The sequence below is a fragment of the Caballeronia sp. genome (assembly GCF_028292365.1).
GTDB lineage: Bacteria > Pseudomonadota > Gammaproteobacteria > Burkholderiales > Burkholderiaceae > Caballeronia.
In genome coordinates, this window is record NZ_JAQGMM010000221.1 from 1 (window position 1) to 25,600 (window position 25,600).

Genomic DNA, 25,600 nt, shown 5'->3' on the forward strand with positions numbered 1-25,600 from the left:
CAGCATTCGGATCAAAAGCGCCGATCGCAGGGCTTCAGAGTCAGTCGCTGTACACGCATCATTGATGGCTGCTTCGGCAGCGGAGCACGCAATAACAAGTTGTAAAGAGGCAGGCGACATCGGTACAGGCTTTTGAGAATTGTTGTGATGTGGAAGATCAGAGATAATCAACGGAGCAGGGTGCGAAGCACTCGCTTACGAAGGATTATCACGAAGGATTATCGATGACACACTTTGCTTTCACTGCCGGATCGGTCGCCGTTGTCACGGGCGGTGCCGCCGGTATCGGCCTCGCCGCTGCCAAGCGATTCGCGCAACTCGGACTTCGCGTCTGCATCGCGGATCTGGGCGCGGATCGACTCGCGCGCGCAGCGCAGGAAATCGCCGTCCTGGCAGCTCATGGAGCGGACGATGTCATGGCCATCGAGACGGACGTCAGCCGCGTCGAGGACCTGAACCGACTGGAGACGGCGGTTCAAGATCGCTTCGGCGGCACGGATATCCTCATGAATAACGCCGGGATTCAACCGGGCAGCGCACTGTTCGGTCCTGTCGCTAACTGGGAACGGGTGCTTGATGTCAACCTGTGGGGAGCTATCCGTGGCACTCAGGCTTTCGTCCCTGCAATGATCGCGCGCGGCCGTCCGGGTCTGGTTATCAACACTGGCTCCAAGCAAGGGATCACAACGCCGCCCGGCGACCCGGCCTATAACGTATCCAAAGCTGGCCTGAAGGCGTTCACCGAAGCGCTACAGCACGAACTACGCAACACGCCGGATTGCCGCATCAGCGCTCATTTGCTGATCCCGGGTTTCGTATTCACGAACCTTGCCGCTCATGGTCGCACCGAGAAGCCGGCCGCCGCCTGGACGCCTGAGCAAACCGTCGATTTCATGTTGGAAAGCCTGGATGCCGGCGACTTCTACATTCTCTGCCCCGACAATGATGTACCTCGTTCCATCGACGAACGACGCATCCTGTGGGCAGCGGGTGACATTGTCGAGAACCGTCCGCCGTTGTCGCGTTGGCATCCGGATTACAAGCAGGCGTTCGAGGCGTTCAGCCAGAAAATCGACTGACCCGCTGGCTGATACGCGGTCGCCCGACCAGCTCGGTCGCGGTGACGTTCGGTATCCTTAGCATGGAAAGATGATTGGTCTTGGGCGCCCTCCATAGCAGAGCGCCCAATTGCGACTGGACCAGTTTCAGTGTGACCGGCAGGATCGGCCTACGCCTTCAGATGCGGTCCCAGTAGCGACAGGTCTGGTCCTCCAAGTCGGTCGTGTGCGGTCTGCACCTGGTGCCAGTATGGGTAGAGCAGGGGCGGTGCGCTTACCTTGTCGAGCCGCGCGCGCTGTTCGGCGGTCAACGTGAGAGTCGCCGCGCCAAGGTTGTCGCGCAGTTGCGCCTCGTTGCGTCCACCGATGATCACCGAGGTGACGGCGGGCCGCCCAAGCGTCCACGCAAGCGCAACTTGTGCGGCCGAGACGTTGTGCTCGCCGGCGATCTCAATGAGTACGTCGACGATCGACCACAGCCGTTGCTCGTCGCGGATCGGCGGCTCGGTCCATCCGGCGAGCTGTCGCGTGCCTTCGGGCGTTGCGTCGCGGCGGTGCTTGCCTGAAAGCAGGCCGCCTGCCAGCGGGCTCCAGACCAGGATGCCCAGTCCCTGATCGAGTGCGATTGGTGCGAGCTCATATTCCGCTTCGCGTGCTTCGAGCGTGTAGTGGATCTGCTGGCTTACAAAGCGCGGCAGCCGATCACGTTCGCTCACGTGCAACGCTTTCATCAGGTGCCAGCCCGAGTAGTTGGAGCAGCCGACATATCGAATCTTGCCGTGCCGGACCAGCAGGTCGAGTGCTTCGAGTGTCTCTTCAAGCGGCGTGAGCCCATCCCATTGATGAACCTGGTAGAGGTCAATCACATCGGTCTTGAGGCGGCGCAGGCTCGCCTCGCAAGCCTGGATCAAGTGATGCCGCGACAGGCCCCGGTCGTTCGGACCATCGCCCATTGGAAAGCGTGCCTTGGTGGCGATCAGCACGCCGCCCTTGCGTTTGCCGCCGAGCGCTTCGCCAACGATTTCCTCGGACGCGCCATTCGAATAGACATCTGCTGTATCGATGAGGTTGACCCCTGCGTCGATACACATGTCAATCTGCCGGCGCGCATCGTCGAGGCCGACTTCGCCGACGCTTGCAAATTTGCCCTTGCCGCCCATCGTCATGGTGCCAAGTGTGATGGTTGACACCTTGAGGCCAGAACGACCGAGTTGACGATATTCCATGATGAAGCTTGTCTCCTATGAAGGTTGCACAGGATTCGTGACCGGCGCGCGGTCACGTCTCATCCACCTGCGCGGGAAAATCGTGCCTGTTGTGCCTACTTTTCTCGTTGACGCGCCCAACCGTGCGACGTTATCGGAGATTCACTTTTCACTCCAATGGGAATATATGCTTAGACTAAGTGGTTTTCGTGATTAATGGCATCTCAAAGGCACAAAGGGCAGGCCGCTTCCGTGATCAGTTCGCCGAGCTCGAGACCCGTCCTTCATGGAGCTCAATAGGTCTCACCGATGGCGGCGCAGTGCGGCTCTTGCGCTCAATGAGCACGACCATGGTGGCGGACATGCACATCAGCGCGGCGACGCCGAGCATCGGGACACGGTAAGAGCCGGTGACATCGTGAAGCCAGCCGGTCGCATAAGGTCCGAGGAAACCGGCGAGCGTGCCAATTGTATTGATCAGTCCGATCCCCGCCGCGGCAGCCGCATTGCTGAGATAGCGCGGCGGCAACTGCCAGAATGAAGCATGAGGTGTATAGACGCCGACGGCGCCGAGCGTAAAGGCGGCCATTACCTCGTACGGCGAGGACAGGAAGAGCGCCGTGGCGAACGACAGGCCACCTATCGCGGTAGGAATCGCGACGTGCCACGCGCTGACAGTAGTACGCCGCGCGTACTGTCCCCACAACAAAATGGTCAGTGCCGACACAGCGAACGGAATCGCGGTGATCAGTCCAATCTGGAGGACCGAATAGTGCATGGCGAACGTCCGTGAGAACTCGGCGACAATCTGCGGCATGAAGAACGACAGCGCGACGACACCAATATTGATGCCGAAGTAGATCAGCCCGAATGCAAGAACCCGCCGGTCCAGCAACGCGCTCAACGCGCTTTTGGGCGATACGCGTTGCGCTTCCCGCCGCTCCACTGCAAGCGCCTCATTCAGTTCGGCGCGCTCGTCTGCAGTTAACCAGGAGGCTTCATCCGGCCGGTTTTTCATCACGATGAAGGTGGCGACGCCGAGTGCGATCGCCGGCAGTCCTTCAATAAAGAACATCGAGCGCCAGCCGGGCCAGCCGAAAATATGCACATGCTCCATGACGAATGTCGAAATCGGCGCACCGAGCATGTTCGACAGCGGGATCGCGATAAAAAGCAGCGACATCAGCCACACCCGTTCCTGCCGAGGCAGCCAGAACGTGACGTACAGCACCATCCCCGGAAAGAAACCTGATTCGGCGATACCAAGTAAAAAGCGCAGCACGTACAGCGTATGCGCACTGTCGACGAATGCGGTCAATGACGCAATGATTCCCCAGGTGACGAGAATACGCGTCATCCAGAGCCGCGCGCCGAACCGCGCCAGCATCAGGTTGCTCGGCACGGCAACGATAATGTAGCCCGCATAGAAGAGGCCGGCCGCGAACCCGAACTGCGCGACCGTCATGCCGAGTTCGTGATTCATTGTCAGCGCTGCGTAACCGACATTCGCGCGGTCCATCTGGTTCACGACATAGAGCAGGATCAGCAGGGGCGCGAGATGCCAGATGACTTTCCGGGCGGTCTGCGGCCTGATTCGTGGCGCATTCGAGGTATCGTTCATTCAAGAGTCCTTTCTTGTTGCGTGTTGCGTTTTTCTTATGGCGGTCCGCATCCGTCGAAAGCCGTGCAGAGACGGCGAGGGCACGGTTTCGACGGCTACCTCGTTCATCGTGCGCCGCTACCGGGCTCGACAGAACGGACTCTCGGGCGCCACGTGGCAATGTCGTCGAGCGGGACAACCGGTCTCGGTAATTTCTTGAAGTCGAAACGTGCCAGGATCGGCGAGGTCAGGCCTGGCGCATCGACGCTCACGATTTGTTCGTCGGGAAAGAATTCATCGAACGCAGCCCTGAAGTGTCCGCGCGACTTCAACACCACGACGCGCGCGCTGGCAATATCAATGCCGAACATCTCGAAGAACATCGGCTCGTGGCACTGGTGCCGCTTGCTGATGACGATGACCGTCACGCCTCCCACTTGCAGTGCGACCGACGGGCCAAGGTCAAAGCTGCACCCGGCCAGTTGTCCGCGGCGGCCGACGCCTTTGCCGCGGTGCAGCCGCAACACCCGGGCGGGCACGTCGAACGGTTCTGAATAAACGGTGGTTTCGGCCCGGTTGAACCGTGCACGGAACGTTTGGCCGGTGCCGGCCACATAGGCGTCCGCCACGAGTTCAGGATCGGTGACAACGCCCAGGATCGCGCCGCGCACGTCGTGTTCATGGAGTGCTTTCAGAATAAACGGCGTGTTGCCACGGCCGCCGCCGCCCGGGTTGTCGGCTACGTCAGCAAGCAGCACCGGGGCGCGAGACGCATCGTCGCCGGTTGCTTTCGCGAGGTCGACCGCCTCGTGGAGCGGCGTCAATCGCGGGGTGAATGCGGCACGCTCTTGCCACGCGTACGTCGCAAGCTCGTCGGCAATCCGGGCTGCGAGCGCCGCGTCGCCGCGCGTGGTGACCAGTACCGTCAGCCCGTTCTTCGGTGTGTCCCCAAACGCGAATCCACCCGCAATCGAGACATTCACAATGCGCGGATCATCGAGCGCTTCGGCGCGTCGGATCATTTCTGCATACGGTCCTGTGCCCGGTGCTGTCAGCAACTGCGTCGGCGGTGCACACACGGGCATTCGCACATGGGCGACGGATGTGCGCAGTCCGTCCAGCAATTCGATGGCGATCCGCGCCGCCTCGGCACCGCGTTCGGCCATGTCCGTGTGCGGATTGCGGCGGTACGACACGAGCGCGTCGACCGCGTCGACCATCTGGTCCGATACGTTCGCATGCAGGTCGACGGTCGCGACGATCGGTACTGCCGGCCCGACGATGCGGCGTACGAGCGTGAACACCACACCGTCGGGATCGTCCTCTGCTGTCGTGATGGCGGCGCCGTGCTCGCAGATATAGACGGCGTCAAGCGGCAACGCCGCTTGCAAGCGTTGCTCGAATTCACGCAGCGTATCGGCGAAGAAGGTGTGCTCGACCGGTCCGCCAGACTCCGCGTTTGCGAACAGGATTGGTACTGGTGTCCAGGGTCTGAGCGCATCCATCGTTCGAACGAACGCCGGGATTTCCGGTGTCATCACTGGTGCCTCGCTTCTTGCGTCAAGCAGAAGCGCGGTGTCTTGCAGATACGCACGCGACATGAAATCGGCGCGCGTCGAAACCGGTGCAAACCGGTTCGACTCGATCGCGAAGCCAAGAATGGCAATGCGCGGGTTTTTCATCAATCGCTCCTCATCGGCCGGCGTCGTCGGCCCGCATTGGGCGCGGACGTTCCCGGCGGGTCATCAAAGGCAATCGCAATTTCATCCACGTTACGGTAGCGTGCGGTGGATGAACGCGAACATGGGCACCTGAGTTCGCACGCGGTGAAAAGAGTATTGGGCGTCAAATAACCGCGGGGGTTAACATCCGCTTATTGCTTCGTTAACCCCCGGCTTAATGAGCCTGCTTAATGAGCCTGCTTAACGAGCCCGATTAATGAGCCTGAGAGCTTGACCTTGATCTCGACCGAAGACCTGCATTTTTTCATTACGCTGACGGCCGCTGCTTCGCTCGCGGACGCCGCGCGCAAGCTCGATGTCACGCCGCCTGCCGTGACGCAGCGCTTGCATCTCCTGGAAAAGCGTCTGGGAATGCGCCTGATCGACCGGTCGGGCCGGCGCATGGTGTTGACCGACGAGGGTGAACTGCTGGCGGTGCATGCGCGCAGGATCTGCGATGACATCGGCAATCTGTCGGACACGCTGGCCTCACGACGCGGGACGGTGGCGGGGCATCTTCGGGTGATTGCGCCGCTCGGGTTTGGGCAGCGGTACGTCGCGCCCGTGATCGCGAAATTTCGCAGCCTCTATCCGGAGGTGACCGCAAGCCTGGTGCTATCCGATCGCCCCACGCACGTGTCGGACGACACCTGGGACCTGATGGTGCACATTGGCGAGCTTCGCGATTCGACGCTGGTCAGCCGGCGGCTCGCGCCGAACCGGCGCATCCTGTGCGCGGCGCCGCGCTATCTCGCGTTGCGCGGCGAACCACGGCATCCGGATGAACTGCGTGCGCACGACTGCATCGCGCTGCGCGAAAATGATGAAGACGTGACCATGTGGCGCTTTATGCCGACGCACCCCGGCACACCGGCGAATGTCAGGATCGAGCCGTGCCTCACGAGCAACGACGGCGGCACCGTGCGCGATTGGGCGCTTGCGGGACTCGGGATCATTGCGCGTTCCGAGTGGGACGTCGCGGAACATCTGCACGCGGGCCGGTTGGTTCCGCTGCTCGATGGATGGCAATTGCCGGATGCCGATGTTGTCGCGCTGATCAGCTCGCGACATGGACGCTCATTGCGCGCTACGCGCTTTCTCGACCATCTGTATTCGTCGTTATCGCAATTGCTTTGGATACCGTCGGTCGCTGGTGAAGGGGCAGAACGCGACACTGGCCGCGGTACGCGTTAGGCCAGGGCCAGATTGATCGAAGGGAGGTGCGACGCTTATTGGACCGATAGAGCCGAAATGGTCGCGTGACGTGAGTCTACGGGAGCGGATCACCCGTCCGTCGCGTAACTGGCAAGGACAAGGGGTATCGGATGAGCACTTCGGGCCGCCGAATGCCGAGCGTGATAAATGTTTTTTGCGGGCAATTGGGAGAATGGAATCGGTCTTGAAGATCGTTGCGCGCAGACGCAAAGACTCCGCAATTGGCAAAGTTTTGAAGTTTCCACGGCGCAGCGTTCATGTCATCCGGACAGGTTGCCGCGTGGAGTGCGGTCAATCGGATCCGCAGCTTCTCAGCACGAGCGGCAGCGATTCCGGCCTTGGATCCGGTCAAGGAGAAACGATCCAAACCTTTATGTAGAAGGCTCTTAAATCATTCGTATAGTGTGTATGAACGCTAGACGAATTACATTGGCTTTCGGCTGCGTTGTCCGAACGCCGCCCCGCATCAGGAGGCGTTCGGCGAAACAGCTTAGGCAGACTCAATCAAGCAGACTCAATCAAGCAGACTCAATCAAGCAGACTCAATCAAGCGCGCTGCTCCTTGTATTCGACGAGTACCTCGCGGTATGGCTTGCTTCCGTCGTTGCGCGCTTTGTGCGTTGCGGGGACTTTTGCGCCCTTGCCGATTTCGGACAGCACTTCGAGATACCCGTTCTCGCATTTGAGCGAGTAGACCGCGCCCGTCGGCACTTCAAAGATGCCGAGGTCTTCGCCTTTCTCGTCGAAGATATGCAAGGGCGCACCTTCGATGGCGTACCACATGTATGAAAGCGTGTGGGTATGTACCGGCGTCTCCTCGCCGGGAGCGAGCACGAAGTTCCATACAATGACCTTGTCATTCTCAAATACTTTTTCACTGCCAACGCCAGCCATGATCATCTCCTTGAATGCACGAATGGTGGGAGAGGCATCCTGCACCGCAGCAACGCCTTGCACGTTCATACTTCAGAACGTGTGGCTGGTTGCTGGACCGTACTTCGACAGCCGCGGTGCGTAAGAGCCTGTATGCAGAGTAGGCGAATCTCCCACTTGTCGTTGTCCAGGCCGTATGCAAACTTGTCACGGAACAGGCCGATTTATCATTCCGGATGATGATTTTTTTACGGGATGGTTGAGACGGTGGGAACGCGTTGAATTCATCGGAACGGCAGGAGGTTTTTCACCATGTCGGAGCCTTTGCGAATCATTCACGGACCGTTTGGAAGAGTAGCGTTGCTGCTGCTCGACAAAAGCATGGTCCTTCATGCGCATCGGGTTTCTCACGTCATCTTCAAGGAAGGCGGTCCCGACATCCAGTTCGGCATCCGCAACCGTGAGCATGTTTTGTCAGACAAGAACGTGCTGTTGGTCAATGCATGGGAGCCGCATTTCTACGAACATCACCCGCAATCGCAGCCGACGGTGCTGCTTGCGCTTTATCTGGAACCTGATTGGCTGAGAGAGGTTGACCGGCGTTTCGCGTACAGCGTTCATCCCCGTTTCTTCCCGTTGGCTTCCGTGCCGGTGCAGGGGAAGCTCAGCCGACTTCATGCTGACCTGCTCGACATCCTGACTGACCGTGAAGGCCAGTCGCTGCAAGCAGTCCAGGGGCTGGTCGCCGACATGACCGGCGAACTGGTCGGTGGTTCGCCCCGAAAGAACGAGCTGTCGGCCGCCGGGTCCGTTGGCGGAATAGCGTACGACATCAGGATTCGTCGCGCGATCGAGGCAATGAAACAGGTACGGGGCATCGCGCCAGACTTCGACGATCTCGCACAAACGGTCGGGCTATCCCGTCCACATTTCTTCCACCTGTTCCACAAGCAGACCGGCATGACCCCGGCGACTTTCAGCAGCATGCTGAGGATGGACTTGTCGATTGAAACCGTCTCGCAGCATGAGATGGCGCTTCAGGATGTTGCGCTCAATCTGGGCTTCGACTCACCCGGGAACTTCACGCGCTTCTTTGCTCGCCAGCAAGGCGTGACGCCCAGCCAATACAGGCGCAGCGTGCAATTTGTCACTGCAAAAGGACGGTGAAACCAAGGTAGCGGCGAAGTAACGACGTCTTCGTTTAGGTATCCTTTTCATAGCCCTCGAAGGAATTGCATCTCGCGTTGACTGAACCCCTTCTTTTCCCACCGCGCCGATGCGCACGAAATTCCTGCAGCCGATAAGACGGATTGCCCCTTTACGAACCTCGGGATCGGGCGAGCTTAACCACCTAAACTACCCGAGTTGTCAAAATATCCAATTATAGATAATATGTCCAAACGCTGCTTCGCACGACAGCGGGCTGGCCGGCGGCGCCGAATCGGCGATTGACGGCCACTCCCCATTCTTTTCGGCGAAGTGTCAGAAATTCGAGTCCGGATCAACATCACCATGACGAAACATACCGCTGAGCAGCGGGCGCTGTTGGACCAGATAAGCCAGATTGCCGTGGGACTGGCGCAGACGTTTGCTCCGTTCTGCGAAGTGGTTGTCCACGACTTGCTGGACCCGAAGAATGCAGTGCTGGCAATACACAACAATCTGTCTGGCCGGGAGACCGGCCATCCGGCGACCGAGCTCGGGCTGGCGCGTATCGCCGACCCGGAGTACCCGCAGGTGATTGCGAACTACGCCAACCAGTTTTCCGACGGTCGCTCGGCGAAAAGTACGTCGATTGGAATCAAGGACTCATCCGGCAAGTACGTTGCCGCCTTGTGCATGAATATCGACCTCACGCTGTTCCGTGGCTTGCAAAACGCGGTTGGACAATTTGTCCGGATCGATACCGACGGGGCAGCCCAAGAGTCGCTCGACCCGGCCGGGGCCGACCTCATCCGTCAGAGGATTGATCAGTTCGCGGCTAAATTGGCGACCACGCCCCGAGCGCTGAAGACCGAGGACCGGCGAACGCTGCTGCGGGAACTAAGGGATTCCGGGGTGCTGGAAATTCGTAGGGCAATGGAAATTGCTGCCTTGTACCTTGGGGTGTCACGAGCGACGGTGTATAGCGATGCCAAATGATGCCTACCTCCTTTTGCTCGACAAGGACCAGGTCGAGCGCCTGATGCAACCCGCCGAGGTCATGGAGGCCGTAAAGGAAGCGTTTGTTCTTCACAGCCACGGTGAAGGCCGCGTTTTCCCGGTCGTCCGGGAACCGCTCGTGACGGGTGGCATCTTCGGGATCAAATCGGGTGATGTGCAATCCCAGGGGCTTCTCGGGTTCAAAGCCGCCGGATTCTGGCCGAATAACCGGAAGTTGGGAAGTGAGCCGCATCAGGCGACTGTGATGTTGATGGACCCGGCAACGGGTCGACCCGTCTGCGTCATCGATGGCAATGCCATCACAACGATGCGCACTGGCGCGGCAGGCGCCTGGGGACTCAAGATGCTTGCACGTGCCGACAGCGCGAGGCTTTGCGTCTTCGGAACGGGTGTTCAGGCCGTGGTTCAATTGCGGTTTGCTATCGAGTCCTTACCTTCACTCACGCATGTTCAGTACGCGACGCACGACGGCCAGCGGAACAAAGGTTTCGAAGCGGCGTTCTCGCAGCGCTGCGATATCGTGCACACGAGTGACGGCGACGAAGCGGTTGCAGTCAGTGACATCGTCATCACCGCGACGCCGGGTGCCGGCCCGCTATTCAATGCGCAGGCATTGCAGCCGGGCACTCACCTGAACTGCGTTGGAGCTGATACGAAAGGTAAGCGCGAGTTGCCGGATGGTGTACTGGCCCGCGCGAAGCTGGTCGTCGACGACCGCGAACAGGCCAGGCGGATTGGCGAGACCCAGTGGGCGGCATCCACGCCAAGCACAGAGCTTGGCGACCTGCTTACCGGTAAAGAGACGTTTCACCGGCACGCAACGGATATCACGCTCTTTGACATGACCGGCCTTGCGTTGCAGGATCTGACGGTTGCGCGACTGCTGTATCGACGAGCCCTCGATGCCGATGTTGGGACCAGCATAGCGTGGCCTTGGTAGCAAAGCTTCAGGCAAGAAAGTTTGCTATCCGTCCAGTTCACTATAGTTAGCATTGCTAATGTGAAGGGTTGTTGCGTCTGGTCGTTTCAACTTGCACAAGGAAATTTCATGACTCAAGCGCAATACATCGACCCACTGACCGGAACGCTGTATCCGTTCGAGCAACCCCGTTGGTGCTCGGACAATCGGACGCCGCTTCTCATTACCGCGCAGAAGGGAATGGGACGCGATGACATTGACCGGAACAATCGCTCATTGTGGCGCTACCGGGCGTCATTGCCCGTGGACATTGCCAAACCTATTTCGATGGGCGAGGGCTGTACGCCGCTTGTGCAGAAGGAGTGGAATGATCTCCGTCCTTTTTTCAAACTCGAGTGGTTCAATCCGACGTGCAGCTTCAAGGACCGGGGCACGGCTGTCATGCTGTCGTTTCTGCGTCAGATTGGCGTAAATGCTGTGCTCGAGGACAGCTCAGGCAACGGTGGTGCATCGGTCGCTGCTTTCGGTGCTGCAGGTGGAATGCGCGTGAAGATCCTTGCTCCCGCCTACACGTCGCCAGCGAAGGTGGCGCAAGTCCGCGCATATGGAGCCGCGATCCAACTGGTCGAGGGACCCCGTGAAGAGTCGCAAGCGGAAGCCATTCGACAATCCGCCGAGATTTTCTACTCCAGCCATAACTGGCAACCGTTCTTTCTCCAGGGAACGAAGTCGATAGCGTATGAGTTGTGGGAAGACTTTAATTTCGACGCTCCGGACAACATCATTATTCCGGTGGGCGCGGGAAGTAACCTGCTGGGTTGCGACATCGGCTTCAAGGAGCTCCTGGCTGCGGGCCAGATCAAAAAGCTGCCACGGCTCTTCGCGTCGCAGCCCCTGAACTGCTCGCCACTCGATGCGTCCTTCCAGGCAGGCGTCAATACGCCTGTCGCACGGCCCGTTGCGAAGACCGTCGCGGAAGGGACGGCCATTTCACGCCCGCTTCGCCTGCGTGAAATGATTGCTGCCCTTGGGGACAGCGGCGGTTCTACGGTCGCGGTGTCCGAAGACGACATTGTCGCCGCGCTCAAGAAACTCGCGCGTCAGGGCATTTTTGTAGAGCCGACTTGCGCGCACGCCGCTGCCGCGCTCGACGTACTGACCCGCCGCGGAACCATCAAGGCGAGCGAACGTACCGTCGTGTTGCTGACTGGGACGGGGATCAAAGCGGCAGGTTATATCGCAGAACTGTTCGCACAACCAGCCTAGGTGGCAAACGCATCGACAATTTTTCAAGGGAGAAATCAAGGCAAACCGATGTGCCGGCGCAGGGCGTCTCCGATCATTCTACGCAGATCCGCCACGCCTTCAATGTCCGCACGAGCGTGGCGATCAGAAGATAGCGCATGCTTTTTGCTTGAACGAAGATCCATATCGCCATAGCGATATGCAGGCTGGCGATAAGCCCGATGCACAAGGCCGCTGACCTGCCGACCCGCGGGGAGGATCTATGCCAGGACGTAATAACAAGGTACGCGCTGCAATTCTTGCCGTAGTGGTTTCACTGTTTGCGGCGTGCGGCGGAGGCGGAAGCGGCTCGAGTGGTGCGGCTGCACCGGCGGGCGGGATTAATTTGCAAGTCGTCTCGTTCGGCGACAGTTTGTCGGATGTCGGGACTTACGCGCCGATCGCCAGTGCTGTCGGCGGCGGGCGTTTCACGACCAATCCGGGGCAAGTATGGACTCAGGATGTCGCGCAATACTACGGCGATACGCTCACCGCGGCTTTTACGATCAACATCGCTCACGAGTTGAGCCCGCAAGGCGGCCTCGGCTACGCGGAGGGCGGCGCCACGGTGGCAACGCCGGCTAACCAGAATGATTTCCTGACTGACGTGATCGGCAATATAGAAATGCCCGTCAATCAGCAGGTTTCGAGCTATTTATCTGCTCACGGCAGCTTCAACTCCGGTCAACTGGTGCTGGTCTGGGCTGGCGCGAACGACGTGCTTCGCGCCGGATCGCTTCCGGCTGCTGCGCCGGTCGTGCAGACGGCGGCAACCGCCCTGGCTCAAATTGTCGGACAGATCGTGCAGGGCGGCGCCACTCATGTCGTAGTGGTCAATGTCCCCAATATCGGACTGACGCCTAAAGGCATTACTTCATCCGACGGCGGCGCAAACCTGACCCAGTTATCGCAATTGTTTAACAGTGACTTGAACGCCGCCTTGCAGGCGAATGGACTGCAAGGCAAGGTGATCCAGATCGATTCCTATACGTGGACGGATCAGATCATTGCAAACTTCCAGGCAAATGGCTTCGCTGTGTCGAACACCAGCACTGCGTGCGATCCTGCGAAAACGCCCGACGACACAGCATTGCTGTGCTCGCCGGCTACTTATGTGAAGGCTAATGCCGACCAAACATACATGTTCGCCGACGACATTCACCCGTCGACCCGTCTGCATACCCTGTTCGCCCAGTTCGTGGAGCAGCAGGTCGCCGCGAGCGGACTGGGTCATTGAGTTTGGGGAAGGGTGACTTGCCAACGGAATCCGTCGGGTACACGCATGTTCTGTCCGGCTGCACCATTCATGCGGATGCAAGACCCCATCCAATATGAATGGTTGCTATGTTGCATCTATAGGGGGAGACTCAGACCGGGGCCCTTCCTTACAAATACAATTAAGTAGCCACTCTTCAGTTCACCGCACCCACCATCGCAGCGCTAAACACGTGGCGTTTGCACACCCGCTCCCATCCAGTTCCACGCGAGGCCGTACGGCTACGCCATGCAATCAACGATCGAAAACTGCGATCTCGAGCCCATCCATGCGCTCGGTCTGATCCAGGCGCACGGCGCATTGGTAGCATTCGATCGAGCCGGATTCATCGTCACCCGCTCCATGAATGCAGCGTCTTTACTCGGACACTTGCCTGACATGGGCATGAAGATGACCGATGCGCATTTTGACCAAACCGCGAGAGAGGCTATTGGCCGGGCACTAGAAAAACCCGAGCTGGTCCAGGAGGGCGTGCAATGTTTCGGAGCGGCCAACCGGCGTTTCGACCTCGTATTGCATTGGTCCGATGGCCTGCTTTTGGCCGAGTGGGAAGCAAAGCCGTTGAATGTCCCGCCGACCACGCACTACGCCAACCTCGTGCAGCAAAGCATCCAGCAGCTTCAGCGCAGTGCAGCTTCATCCCTGGGGCAACTTTTGCAAGTCGCAACGGACGCCATACGGACGCTTACCGGGTTCGATCGCGTCATGGCGTATCAATTCCTGCCAGACGGCAGCGGCAGCGTGAGTGCCGAGTCCAAGCGTGCCCAACTGGCGTCTTACCTTCATCTGCGTTATCCGGCGGGAGATATTCCCGCACAGGCGCGACGTCTCTATGTGCTCAACGCCATCCGGCACATTGCGGATGTCAGCGAGGCGCCGGTTGCGATCGAACCCGCCCTGTCGGCAAACGGTATGCCGCTCAATCTTACCCAATCGACTTTGCGCAGTGTCTCGCCCATTCACATCGAATACTTGAAGAACATGGGCGTCGCGGCCTCGATGAGTGTTTCCATCGTGGTCGATGGCAAGCTGTGGGGCCTGATCGCGTGTCATCACATGGAACCCTTGTCGGTTCCTCATGCGGTTCGCGTGTCTTGCACCGTCCTGGCTCAGGTGCTGTCGATCACGGTTGAGCGTAACGAGCTGTCGCAACGTGCAATGGCCGAGAGCCGTATTGAAGATTTGCGCGGCCACGTCGCCCATGCGCTGGCCTCATCGGAAGATGCAACCGCGGGACTGCTGGCCGCGAACGAGGCCATGCGCGGGCTGATCGGGTGCGACGCGCTTTCGGTCCTGATGGGACAGCGAGTGGGGTCGTTTCCGGCCAACCTCGATCGCGCGGCCGCCATCAAGGTGGCCGACTACATGAGCGATCACCGTCACGACTTGCTGGTGACCGACTCCATTTCACGAGACGTGCCGGAACTCGACGGACTACTCACGGAAGTCAACCATGCCTCAGGCATTCTCGCGATTCAATTGAGCGGCACGCCCGTCATCACGATCATCTGGTGGCGCGCCGAACTCGTTGAAACCGTCCATTGGGCGGGACAACCCGACAAGATCGCGGCGAGCGGCCCGAATGGCCTGAACCTGAGGCCACGAAAATCGTTTGAGGTCTGGAAAGAGACGGTACGCGGCAGCAGTAGAGCGTGGGACGCGACCGACCGGTTTGCAGCGCGGGAACTGAAAGCGATCTTGCAGGAGGTCGCGCTCAATCATATCCGGGCGGCCGAGCACGAACGCGCTGCTTTACTGGCAATCATGGGCCACGACTTGCGCGATCCTCTTCAGGCTATCGATATGGTCGTGACGCTGATGGGGCGAGGCCTTGTCTCAGGGGGGGACGGGGCCAAGCGGATTGAATACTCATCTCAACGCATGCAGTCGTTGATCGCTTATATCCTGGATGTAAGCCGCTTGCGCACGGGCGTAGGTCTCGCCATGGACGTTCGCAAGACAACGCTCGCACCGCTCTTGTATGCGACATTCGATCGGGCGCAACAAGCGCATCCCGGGGTCGAGATGACCGTGGAGATCGACGATCTCGGAGACTGTCTGGTAGACGCAGACCGTCTTGTGCAGGCTATCTCGAACTTGTTGAGCAATGCCCGGCATCATGGAGATATGCGCTTTCCGATCCAGGTAAGCGCAAGCCGCTACGGCGCCCAACGACGGATCGCGATCGCGAACCGAATTGACGCGGGCGCTTCGTTCACCCCTGGGCCCATGACAAGACCGTTCAATGTAGCGTCGTCGAGGAATTCGCGGAACGCAACGGGGCTTGGGCTCGGGTTATATATCGCCAACGCCATCGTTGCCGGTCTTGGCGGAACCCTGGAAGTGGATCGCATTGGTGACGATGCCCGCTTCACGATCGTGCTTGACGATAGCCCGTTATCAACGGGAACGGCTGGTCAATAATTGCCTGTCGGGCGAAGCGGTTGTGCAAACCGACAACGTCTTCCGACTGCACGCTTGCGCGGTCGGAAGACGTTCTAAAGAACTGTGGAAGCAGCCTGATTTCCCAGCGTAAAGGTAGCCGGGAGCCTATTGAGGAACCTGCTCTCTCCACCGATAGTTCTGCTGCCAGCCAAGCAGCCTCTTCAGCTTCTCGTTGCTCAACAGGGTTTCGAATTCGCCAAGCTGCTTCTTGACGGGGACGTTGGGATAGAACTGCTTCAACAGGTCTGCCGTCGGCTGGTCGGAAGATACATCGTCAGCGGCGACGTTCATGACTTCAAAGCCAAGCCCGTCCTTTTCGATGCCGAGCCGGCATGCTGTCGCCAGATCGCGTCCATCGATATAACTCCATGCAATCCGCTTTCGCAGTCCCGGGTCTTTGAACCACGTCGGGAATTTCTGATAGTCGATGGGATCAAGTACGTTACCAATGCGGAAGCAATAAATATCTGCGCCTGTACGCGCGTGAAACGCCTTGGCGGTGACTTCGTTGATCACCTTCGACATGGCATAGCTGTCCATTGGATCGACCGGATATTGCTCGTCCAGCGGAAAGTATTCCGGGTCTCGGTGCCGGTGGGCAAACACAACACCATAGGTTGTCTCGCTCGAGGCAACGATGACCTTCTTGATACCCAGCTTCGAAGCGGCGTCGAGCACGTTGTAGGTCGACATCACGTTGATGCGGAATACCTCGTTGTCGGTGGTAATGAGGATCCTGGGGATGGCCGCAAAATGAACGATCGCGTCAATGGGCTTGGGCTCGAGATCGTCGGCGAACTCTTTGAGCACGGTAGTCGATGCCAGCGCGTTGAAAACCTGTCCTGCGTCGGTAAGGTCGGTAATCAAGGTGCGTGCTATCGGCTTTGCCATGGGTACGCGGTCGAGATTCAACACTTCATAACCATGCGCGACGAGATCTTCGACTACCCATTTTCCAGCAAGCCCGCTGCCGCCGGTCACTATTACTCGCTTCGTCATACGTTGTACTCCTGGTCTGATTGTTGGGGCTCGACTTTAGAACCTGATGTTACCTCCGGGTTGGCGCTGCTTCTGTGACGAACTTCATAGTCGTGCATCGGCACCCATCAGGGACAACCCCGACGCGTATGTATGACGCTCGTCACAGACACGACCGCGGACGCCGACCTACGATCTTCCTAACGAGAACTAAACCAGGGAGACATCGGTGGCCGCAATATCGTCCAAAGAGGATCCGCAGCCCGTCCAAGTGCGTCTTTCCGACACGCTGCGCGGCTGGCTCAAGATCCGCGAGCTGAATATTTTTTCGGTATTGCTGTTGGTCGGAATCCTGATCAGCATTTTCTCTCCCTATTTCCTGACGACGAACAACCTGATGGGGGTGTTCCGGTCATTTTCGCTGATTGCCATCATGTCGATAGGCATGATGCTTGTCATCATCACGGGCGGTATCGATCTGTCGGTGGGTTCCGTGATGGGCCTGTCATCGCTGGTGACGGCGCTTGCCTTTCAGCATGGGGCTGGCCCGGCCTCGGCGGTGTTGGCAGGGCTGGTCGTGGGACTCGCAGTCGGCTGTTTCAACGGCTTCCTGGTCACCTGGATTCAGCTGCCGCCCTTCATTGCTACGTTGGGAACGTTGAGCATTGGACGAGGTTTGATGTACATGATCACTAAAGGCGTTCCGGTCACACCTGATGTACCCGATAGCTTCACGTTCATCGGACAGGGGTATCTCGGGTTCGTGCCGTTCCCAGTGGTCATCATGATTTTTATGACGATATGTTTTTCCGTATTGATGCGTCAGACACGTTTTGGCCGGCATGTCTACGCAACCGGAGGCAACGAGATGGCAGCACGCCTGAGTGGCGTGCGCACCTTCCGCGTCAAATTCATTGTCTATGCACTGTCGGGGCTCATTGCTTCTATCGCCGGCATTGTCAGTTTCTCGCGCTTTGTCTCGGCGGAGCCGGCATCAGGTTTCGGGGCTGAACTCGATGTTATCGCGGCAGCGGCTATTGGCGGCGCAAGTCTTTCCGGAGGAGCCGGCAGCGTAGAGGGCGCGATTATTGGCGCGGCGTTGGCGGGAATCATCGCTAACGGGGTCGTGCTGCTGAACATTGACACCTACGCACAGCAAGCCATTACCGGTTGCGTCATTCTGATTGCGGTCAGTATCGACATTTGGCGTGTCCGCCGAAAGGGACGTTGAGACTCGCATCATCCTTATCTTGTAACACCACTAAAACAAAACCGGAGACAAAAAATGGATATGAAATTTCGCGCCGCAGTGAGCATCGGCCTGGCCACTACGGCCCTATGTCTGTGTGCGTCGACACAGGCCAAGGACGCAAAGGATATTTCTGTCGCCGTCATTCCGAAGGTGGCTGTGCCGTTCTTCGACGACTGCAATAAGGGCGCCCAGCAGTCGGCCGACAAGACGGGTGTCAAGTATCAATGGGTGGTGCCGCAAAACACGCAGGGTTCGACACAGGTAAAGATCATTGAAGACCTGATATCGAAGCACGTGGACGGCATTGCCATCTCCGTCAACGAGCCGAAGTCAGTTGAGAGCGTGATGAAGCGCGCGGAACAGAGCGGCATAAAGGTGCTGACGTTCGACTCGGACTCGCCCAAGAGCGGCCGGTCGATGTACATCGGTACCAACAACGAGTCGGCCGGAGCGACCATGGCCGAGACGATGGGCAAGGCACTTGGCGGATCCGGTGAAGTCGCGATAGTGACCGGGCAACTCGGTGCGGTCAATCTCAATGAACGCATCGCCGGGATAAAGAAGGGGCTGGCGAAATATCCGGGTATCAAGATTGTGGAAACACAGGGCACGGACGATGACCTCGCCAGAGGCGTTTCGGTAGTGGAGACAACCCTGCGGGCCCATCCGCAACTGAAGGGCATTTTCGGGGTGAGTCAGGTTGGTGGACCGGCCGTGTCAAAGGTGCTCAACACGAAGGAGTTCGGCGCTATGAAAGGCAAACTCGAGGTGCTCGCGTTTGACGATCTTCCCGATACGCTAAAGGCGCTTAAGGATGGCTCGATTCAAGCGATCATGGTCCAGCGCCCGGTCACGATGGGTTCGCTTGCGGTGACAAATTTGGTGGCGCAAATCCAGGGTACGGGAGAGCCGCCTAAAGACATCGATACGGGTGTGACGGTCGTGACTAAAGATAATCTCGGAAGCTACACCAAGTAAGCCCGGCGGGAGCCAAGGAGAGCCATGACAGTGCCATTCCTGGAGATGAGGAACATTTCTAAAACGTTCCCTGGCGTCAAGGCGCTCGATGGCGTCAATCTTCAGATCCGGCAAGGGGAGGTGTTAGCGCTTGCCGGGGAGAATGGGGCCGGCAAGAGCACGCTAATGAAGATATTGACAGGTGTCTATAGCCCGGACCCGGGTGGCGCCATCCTCATTGAGGGCAGGGAAATCGCGATGCACGATGGTAACCATGCGCGCGCGCTGGGAATTGGCATTATTTATCAGGAGTTGTCGGTCGTCGGCAATCTTAGCGTTGCGGAAAATTTGTTCCTTGCCAGAGAGCCACGCAATCGCCTTGGTTTGCTCGATCGGGCACGTATGAGCCGCGAGGCTACACAGATGCTTGAAACGATCGAACTTGATCTCGACCCATCCGCGCGTGTGAGCGAGTTGAGCATTGGACAGCAGCAGATGATCGAGATCGCCAAGGCGCTCGCGCATCAGTCAAAGGTCATCATCATGGACGAGCCGACTGCTTCGCTCAGCCATCATGAAACGCGCACGCTGCTGCGATTGATCAAGCGCTTGCGCGAGCGCAACATCGCGGTGGTCTACATTTCGCACAGGCTGGAGGAGATTTTCGAGCTTGCCGACCAGGTGACCGTGCTTCGCGATGGTCGTACCGTCGATACCTCGCCGATTGCAGACGTCACCCGTGATTCGCTGGTTCGCATGATGGTCGATCGTGAGTTAAGCGACCTATACCCGGGGTCCGCCGTGTCGCACGCAAGCAAGGAGCCCATATTGGAAGTTCGCAACTTGTCGTTGCGTGCGGTGAAGGGCGCCCAAGCGAGGATACGGGACGTCAACTTCACGTTGCATCGCGGTGAAATCCTGGGCGTTGCGGGACTGGTCGGTTCAGGGCGAACGGAGATCATGGAGATGATTTTCGGCATGCGCCCCTGCACGGGAAGTATCGCCATCGACGGCAAGCCAGTGACTATCCGAAGTCCGCACGATGCGATTGAGCAGGGCATCGGGTTCGTGACTGAAGACCGCAAGGCGCAGGGGCTGGTGCTAGGAATGAGCGTGCGGGAAAACTTCAGCCTGACTCACTTGAAGCGCTATTCGCCCTTTCAGTTCCTGCAGCGCGCTAAAGAAGAGAATAGCTGCAAACAATTCGTGCGCAGTCTCGGCATCAAGACGCCTGACACGGAACAGAAGGTCATCAATCTTAGCGGGGGTAATCAGCAGAAGATCGTGATCGCCAAATGGGTCGCGCGAAATCCCAAGATCCTGATTGTTGATGAACCAACACGCGGCATTGATATTGGCGCCAAGGCAGAGGTGCATGCACTGCTGGCGCGGCTAGCTTCGCAAGGTATCGGGATCATTGTCATCTCGTCGGATTTGCTCGAGGTGCTCGCGGTCAGCGACAGGATACTGATTGTTCGTGAAGGACAGTTGAATGGCGAGATGACGCGCGAGCAAGCGACCCAGGAGCGCGTAATGGCCGCAGCGACCGCTTGATTTTTTGATCGTTTGATTTTACACATTGAATGGAAACCCATGACAACGATAGCTGTGATTCATACCGGACCCGTGACGGTTCTGCCGATCAAGGAACAACTTAGCGAGTTGATCGCGCACGCGCGCGTCGTCAATATCATGGATGACAGCTTGCTGAACGATGTCCGTGCGGCGGGGCATCTGACACCGGAAGTCGCCAGTCGCATTTATAGCTACATGTTAAATGCGCAGGCGATGGGCGCGGACATTATCCTCAATGCGTGCTCTTCTGTTGGCGAGGCGACGGACTCGTTAAAGGAATTTATCCGCACGCCGATCGTAAAGATCGACGAATCCATGGCGGAAGAGGCCAGCGCGATCGGTTCGCGAATTGGCGTGGTCGCAACCGTATCCACCACGCTGGACCCGACCGTGCGGCTGATCCGGCGCAAGGCCGGTGAACTCGGCCGCACGGTTGAGGTGACCGAGCGGATCGCGGAGGGAGCGTTCGAGGCGCTGCTTCGCGGCGACGGTGTGCTGCACGATGAAATTCTGAAGCAGACAATCGTCGCGCTCGCCGATCAAGTCGACGTAGTCGTGCTCGCACAAGTGTCGATGGCGCGTCTCGTCCCCACGCTTGGCAAGCTGCGTGTCCCGGTGCTGTCCAGCCCGCGCAGTGGCGTCGAGGCGGTTAAACGCGCGCTAGCGGCGCTTTGACGGACTGAACGTTCAGGGGGGGCGCAGTGAACGATGTCGGCAACATGATCTGTTTCGGTGGCAGCTTGTTGCGCAGGAATTTCGCAACGAAAAGGGGCGTCAGCACAATCTTGCGTTCGTGCATGGCTGTCAGCCCTTCAGCCTTCAGGTCGTTGAAGTGCCGGTTAACGGATTCGCGCGATGTACCAATGAATTCGGCGAGCTTGTCTTGAGGGATAGGCAAATCGATAAGGACTGCATCTGCCCGACTCAGGCAGTCGAATTCGACTCCTATCTGACCGGCGAACATCACGAGGATGTTGGTCAGGCGTTTGCGCACGTCGTGCAGCGACAGATTTTCGATTAGCTGTTGAGCTTCCTGCCATCGGAGGTAGTGGCTTTTCAAGACGAACTCGTTGATTACGTCGTAGCGGGCGAGCAGTTGTTTGAAATCGGCCTTGCGAATGTAGCAAATCATGCTGGGAGCGAGCGTCTGCGCATGATGCGAATAATTGGCTTCATTCAGTACATCGCCGTCGCCGAACAACATCCCGGCCTTGATAAACGACAGCGTGATCTCTTGCCCGTCTTCGGTCAGCCTGAAGAGCCGAACGCTGCCGCTTTTGAGCAAATAGACATGATTGCTCAGGTCTTCGGGTTTGTAGATTGTTGTATTTTTTCGAACCGTCCGGTGATCGCTGAATGCTGGCATCACTTCATCGAGACAGTGACGCTCGATTAGCGAGAGAAGCTCGCTTTTTCCGACAAACCACATTGGAAGTCTCCTTGAACTTTGGCTCGTGAACCGAGAAGGGTTGAGAGCCGGTTGTGTGCAGGCGTTCGCCATGATTTGTTGTATCCGTGAAGTCGGCACATCGCTGACAGAAATTGCGTACAACGGGCGAACATTCTGACGACCCGGGTTCAGGCAACCTGCGGCGCTTGTGCTGAATATGCTGCAAGAAATGCACAGACCGCATCGGTGACTTGCCGGGTCGTCGCTGTGCCGCCAAGGTCACCGGTATGCGTTGCGGGATTTGCCGTCACGTGCTCGATGGCCGCCATCACTGCGCGCGCAGCGTCCATTTCGCCAAGATGCTCGAGCATCATGACGACTGACCAGAACGTACCGATAGGATTCGCGAGTCCCATGCCCATGATGTCGAACGCTGAACCATGGATTGGTTCGAACATGGACGGATAGCGGCGCTCAGGATCGAGATTGGCAGTCGGCGCGATACCGAGACTTCCAGCCAGCGCAGCAGCCAGGTCGCTCAGGATATCGGCATGCAGGTTGGTCGCGACAATCGTGTCGAGCGTTGCAGGGCGGTTCACCATGCGCGCGGTGGCGGCATCAACGAGTTCCTTGTCCCATGTGACATCCGGAAACTCCTTCGAAATTTCCAGGGCGATTTCGTCCCACATCACCATCGCGTGACGCTGCGCATTGCTCTTGGTGATGACCGTCAGCCGCTTGCGTGGCCGCGACGCTGCCAGGCGAAAGGCGAAGCGCAGGATTCGTTCAACGCCTGCTCGCGTCATGATCGAAACGTCGGTCGCGACTTCGATCGGATGGCCTTGATGCGCCCGGCCGCCTACACCCGAATATTCGCCCTCTGAATTTTCCCTGACGATTACCCAGTCAAGGTCAGCCGGACCACAGCGTTTAAGCGGCCCATCGATGCCCGGCAGGATCCTCGTGGGGCGCACATTGGCGTACTGGTCGAAGCCCTGACAGATCTTGAGGCGGAGTCCCCAAAGCGTGATGTGATCGGGGATCGCCGGATCGCCTGCTGAGCCGAACAGAATCGCGTCCTTGTACCGAATCGCATCAAGGCCGTCAGCGGGCATCATCACTCCATGCTCACGGTAGTAATCACCACCCCAGACGAAGTTTTCGAACTCGAACGTAAAACGACCGGTTTGCGCGGCCAGCGCTTCCAGCACTTCCTGTCCTGCGGGCACAACTTCTTTGCCGATGCCGTCTCCGGGGATGGTCGCGATCCGATAACTCTTCATCTCTGGTCTCTGAAATTTGAAAACATCAGGGAATGCTAAAGCGCAAATGCCCCCCGAAACGCTGCTAAAGTTAAACTGTCTTTAACTTGAAGTTAATAATGGTGCTGCCAATGACCTCTCCAATACAGGCAGAAGACCTGAGTTTTTTCTCTATCCTGGCGGGCTGTGGCAGTCTGACAGCCGCTGCGCGCGAGTTGGGATTGAGCACGGCGGCGGTCAGCAAGCACCTCTCTCAAATGGAAGCGCGCACAGGCGTCGCGCTGGTGAGCCGGACGACCCGCCGGATGAGCCTCACGCCCGAGGGCGAACTTTACTCGGCCCGTGCGCGGAGAATCCTGACTGAAATGGATGAGCTCGCGCAGCTTCTTGGCGGGGCGGCGGCTGCGCCGAGCGGGCTGTTGCGCGTTAACGCCACGCTGGGTTTCGGACGCAGTCACATTGCCCCCGCCATCTCGCGATTTGTGCGGCTGTATCCTGAGATCGACGTGCAGTTGCAGCTATCGGTCGATCCTCCTCCCCTTAGCGAAAATGCCTTCGATGTATGCGTGCGTTTCGGTGAGGCGCCGGACTCGCGCGTCATTGCCCGGCTGGTAGCGCCGAACCGGCGCCTGCTCTGTGCCGCACCGGCTTACTTCGTTGATCATCCGCTTCCCCGGCATCCTCGGGATCTCGTGCAGCACAATTGCATCGGCATCCGTCAGGGCGACGATGGCTACGGCATCTGGCGGCTGACAACAGGGCGGGGCGCGGCGGAGAAAGCCGAGGTTATACGGGTCCGAGGCAACCTCACGACGAACGATGGCGAGATCGCGGTCAAATGGGCGCTCGATGGTCACGGCATTCTGATGCGTGCAGAGTGGGACATCGCTGAATATTTGCGCGACGGCCGATTGATACACGTATTACCGGCCTACCGGACGCCGGATGCTGATATTTATGCGGTCGTCCCGCAACATCTACAAACGACCTCGCGCGTCAAGTCGTTCGTCGATTTCCTCATACTCGCTTTGCAAACCAAAGCTTGAGCGGCGCCCCAAGTTCGATCAAATTTTATTCTCGCGTCGCACTGACAAAAATGAATAAACACATTGCCTTCTTTCGTAACTTGAATCTCGGACGACCGAATTGCCCGACCAAGGTTCAGTTCGAAGAAGCGTTTCTTGCCGCAGGCGCAGTGTCAGCGTCATCGTTCCTGACCAATGGGACGATGGTTTTCACAACAGGCTCTGGCAGACAAGCGCAAAAAGTGTTCAATGGTGCTTGCGAGATTCTTCACAGAACGTGTGGGCTCAAAGAACCGGGCTTCATTCGCACCATGGATTACCTGACTCAGCTCATGGCTCTCGACCCCTTCGTGGAGATCGAGTCCAATAGTGTCCACGCGTGCTGTGCGTCCTTCCTTCATGCAACAGATGGCTTGTCCGTTGCACAGCTCCCCCTGGAGTCCAAACGCAGCGACGTAAAGGTGCTGCAATTGACTGATTCCGAGGCATTTAGCGTCAGTATCAAAGTCGGAAATACACCAGGAAGTCCGAACGCATTTCTCGAAAAGCGCCTGGGCGTTCCTGTCACGACACGCAGTTGGAAGACCATCGTTCGCCTGGTACAAAAGCATGCCTGAGCGCTTACAACGTTGTCGGGTTCATGCTCGTGCTCCCGGCAGCAATGGGAGTTAGATCCGGGTCTGAGCAAGCTCGCCCACGCGGCGCGATGGGCCGTGCATTTCCGGTGTAGAGTTGAGCATCATCGACTTGAGTGCCGCCCATGTCCAAACCCACGCCCGATCAAGCCAGCCAGGAGACCGCTCGTCTCGTGCTTCGTATGGATGCAGCCATTTCGGCATTCAGGGCTGGGCTGAGGTCGGGGGTGCAAGCACTCGATTCGGCGGGCCCGATTGTCTCGCATGACTCGCTCGCCTCGTCGTCGAGCGGCCGCATGTCAGTAAGTGGGATGGGCCTGGCGGAGCGTCGTGTGCCCCGTCGGCCGAACAAGGTGGAGCTCGCCATCCTCACGGCGCTTGCCGACACCTACGGCGCCGAAATGCTGACCAATTCTTCCCTCGGCTACGTTTTGCGCGTCTTTGCAAGGGGCGGCGGCGTCGCGCTCGTGCAGCGACTGCTGTTCGGTGAGTCAGCATCAGATCAGCAACTTTCGATGATGCTCACGGCGGCCCGCATCGCGCTTACCCAAATCTCAACGGTCTTCCCGGACGTGTTCTTCGCAGATGCCAACGCCGTGATTGCGGGCTTTCGACCGCGGCCGCCAGCGGGATTTTCCACCTAGAGCGGAAGGAAAAGCGAGCGCATGCCCGTATGGTTGCGGCGCCAGCAACGCAACCGGCCGAGCTAACGTTTGCGCCATCAGTGAGCCGCATCACATAGACGGTGCAGCCGTGCAGTCGCGCTA

General features: G+C 58.5%; 22 protein-coding genes. 15 read left to right on the forward strand and 7 right to left on the reverse strand.

All coding sequences use genetic code 11. The features are described from left to right. The first annotated feature begins 224 nt into the window (after positions 1 to 224). Positions 225 to 1,079 (forward strand): SDR family NAD(P)-dependent oxidoreductase, encoded by an 855-nt coding sequence (locus JWR14_RS13445; protein ID WP_299707230.1) that lies wholly within the window; start codon positions 225 to 227, stop codon positions 1,077 to 1,079. 149 nt (positions 1,080 to 1,228) lie between these two features. Here JWR14_RS13445 and JWR14_RS13450 read toward each other — a convergent pair whose 3' ends face one another. The 3 genes from JWR14_RS13450 to JWR14_RS13460 form a co-directional block, all read right to left on the reverse strand. Continuing rightward, positions 1,229 to 2,284, reverse strand: coding sequence for an aldo/keto reductase (locus tag JWR14_RS13450; protein WP_299707232.1), 1,056 nt, complete (start codon positions 2,282 to 2,284; stop codon positions 1,229 to 1,231). Between the two features lie 235 nt (positions 2,285 to 2,519). After that, entirely contained in the window at positions 2,520 to 3,884 is a 1,365-nt protein-coding gene (locus JWR14_RS13455; protein ID WP_299707235.1) for an MFS transporter, read from the reverse strand. 104 nt (positions 3,885 to 3,988) lie between these two features. Continuing rightward, positions 3,989 to 5,545 carry a M81 family metallopeptidase gene (locus JWR14_RS13460; RefSeq protein ID WP_299707237.1) on the reverse strand — a complete coding sequence of 519 codons (1,557 nt, stop codon included), beginning with the start codon at positions 5,543 to 5,545 and terminating at the stop codon, positions 3,989 to 3,991. Positions 5,546 to 5,815: 270 nt separating this feature from the next. On the opposite strand from JWR14_RS13460, the gene JWR14_RS13465 reads away from it, so the two are divergent. Beyond that, a complete protein-coding gene (locus JWR14_RS13465) occupies positions 5,816 to 6,778 on the forward strand; it encodes a LysR family transcriptional regulator (protein WP_366144534.1) in 963 nt (320 codons plus the stop codon). A 567-nt stretch (positions 6,779 to 7,345) separates the two neighbouring features. Here the strand turns inward: JWR14_RS13465 and JWR14_RS13470 are convergent. Continuing rightward, positions 7,346 to 7,756 carry a hypothetical protein gene (locus tag JWR14_RS13470; protein ID WP_299707240.1) on the reverse strand — a complete coding sequence of 137 codons (411 nt, stop codon included), beginning with the start codon at positions 7,754 to 7,756 and terminating at the stop codon, positions 7,346 to 7,348. 228 nt (positions 7,757 to 7,984) lie between these two features. Here JWR14_RS13470 and JWR14_RS13475 point away from each other — a divergent pair, with 228 nt between their 5' ends. From JWR14_RS13475 to JWR14_RS13500, 6 genes are all read left to right on the forward strand, one after another. After that, the gene (locus JWR14_RS13475; protein WP_299707242.1) at positions 7,985 to 8,839 is read left to right on the forward strand and encodes an AraC family transcriptional regulator; all 855 of its coding nucleotides are present in this window, start codon (positions 7,985 to 7,987) and stop codon (positions 8,837 to 8,839) included. A gap of 345 nt (positions 8,840 to 9,184) precedes the next feature. Next, the gene (locus tag JWR14_RS13480) at positions 9,185 to 9,814 is read left to right on the forward strand and encodes a PAS domain-containing protein (protein ID WP_299707244.1); all 630 of its coding nucleotides are present in this window, start codon (positions 9,185 to 9,187) and stop codon (positions 9,812 to 9,814) included. Next, positions 9,804 to 10,775, forward strand: coding sequence for an ornithine cyclodeaminase family protein (locus JWR14_RS13485; protein ID WP_299707246.1), 972 nt, complete (start codon positions 9,804 to 9,806; stop codon positions 10,773 to 10,775). The genes JWR14_RS13480 and JWR14_RS13485 overlap by 11 nt, the downstream gene beginning before the upstream one ends. A 108-nt stretch (positions 10,776 to 10,883) precedes the next feature. Then, positions 10,884 to 12,020 (forward strand): threonine synthase, encoded by a 1,137-nt coding sequence (locus JWR14_RS13490; RefSeq protein ID WP_299707249.1) that lies wholly within the window; start codon positions 10,884 to 10,886, stop codon positions 12,018 to 12,020. A gap of 241 nt (positions 12,021 to 12,261) precedes the next feature. Beyond that, entirely contained in the window at positions 12,262 to 13,275 is a 1,014-nt protein-coding gene (locus tag JWR14_RS13495; RefSeq protein WP_299707251.1) for an SGNH/GDSL hydrolase family protein, read from the forward strand. Positions 13,276 to 13,542: 267 nt separating this feature from the next. Beyond that, complete coding sequence (locus JWR14_RS13500) at positions 13,543 to 15,738, forward strand: GAF domain-containing protein (RefSeq protein ID WP_299707253.1); 2,196 nt, start codon at positions 13,543 to 13,545, stop codon at positions 15,736 to 15,738. Between the two features lie 126 nt (positions 15,739 to 15,864). On the opposite strand, the gene JWR14_RS13505 is transcribed toward JWR14_RS13500, so the two are convergent. Continuing rightward, entirely contained in the window at positions 15,865 to 16,758 is an 894-nt protein-coding gene (locus JWR14_RS13505) for an NAD(P)-dependent oxidoreductase (RefSeq protein ID WP_299707256.1), read from the reverse strand. 250 nt (positions 16,759 to 17,008) lie between these two features. Between JWR14_RS13505 and JWR14_RS13510 the strand changes: the two genes are divergently transcribed. From JWR14_RS13510 to JWR14_RS13525, 4 genes are read left to right on the forward strand one after another with little or no spacing between them, the layout of a single operon-like run. Continuing rightward, positions 17,009 to 17,968 (forward strand): ABC transporter permease, encoded by a 960-nt coding sequence (locus JWR14_RS13510; RefSeq protein WP_299707319.1) that lies wholly within the window; start codon positions 17,009 to 17,011, stop codon positions 17,966 to 17,968. Between the two features lie 54 nt (positions 17,969 to 18,022). After that, positions 18,023 to 18,967: a sugar-binding protein gene (locus JWR14_RS13515; protein ID WP_299707259.1), complete on the forward strand. Its 945-nt coding sequence runs from the start codon at positions 18,023 to 18,025 to the stop codon at positions 18,965 to 18,967. 24 nt (positions 18,968 to 18,991) lie between these two features. Then, positions 18,992 to 20,500 carry a sugar ABC transporter ATP-binding protein gene (locus JWR14_RS13520; protein WP_299707262.1) on the forward strand — a complete coding sequence of 503 codons (1,509 nt, stop codon included), beginning with the start codon at positions 18,992 to 18,994 and terminating at the stop codon, positions 20,498 to 20,500. 39 nt (positions 20,501 to 20,539) lie between these two features. Next, a complete protein-coding gene (locus JWR14_RS13525; RefSeq protein ID WP_299707265.1) occupies positions 20,540 to 21,196 on the forward strand; it encodes an aspartate/glutamate racemase family protein in 657 nt (218 codons plus the stop codon). Here the strand turns inward: JWR14_RS13525 and JWR14_RS13530 are convergent. Beyond that, positions 21,171 to 21,950, reverse strand: coding sequence for a Crp/Fnr family transcriptional regulator (locus JWR14_RS13530; protein ID WP_299707268.1), 780 nt, complete (start codon positions 21,948 to 21,950; stop codon positions 21,171 to 21,173). The two genes, JWR14_RS13525 and JWR14_RS13530, sit on opposite strands and share 26 nt — an antisense overlap. Before the next feature lie 149 nt (positions 21,951 to 22,099). Next, a complete protein-coding gene (locus JWR14_RS13535; protein WP_299707271.1) occupies positions 22,100 to 23,194 on the reverse strand; it encodes a tartrate dehydrogenase in 1,095 nt (364 codons plus the stop codon). Positions 23,195 to 23,304: 110 nt separating this feature from the next. Between JWR14_RS13535 and JWR14_RS13540 the strand changes: the two genes are divergently transcribed. From JWR14_RS13540 to JWR14_RS13550, 3 genes are all read left to right on the forward strand, one after another. Next, a complete protein-coding gene (locus tag JWR14_RS13540; RefSeq protein ID WP_299707274.1) occupies positions 23,305 to 24,219 on the forward strand; it encodes a LysR family transcriptional regulator in 915 nt (304 codons plus the stop codon). A 50-nt stretch (positions 24,220 to 24,269) separates the two neighbouring features. Beyond that, positions 24,270 to 24,815, forward strand: coding sequence for a DUF1697 domain-containing protein (locus JWR14_RS13545; RefSeq protein ID WP_299707277.1), 546 nt, complete (start codon positions 24,270 to 24,272; stop codon positions 24,813 to 24,815). Positions 24,816 to 24,958: 143 nt separating this feature from the next. Further along, complete coding sequence (locus JWR14_RS13550; RefSeq protein ID WP_299707280.1) at positions 24,959 to 25,477, forward strand: hypothetical protein; 519 nt, start codon at positions 24,959 to 24,961, stop codon at positions 25,475 to 25,477. Positions 25,478 to 25,600: the final 123 nt, after the last annotated feature.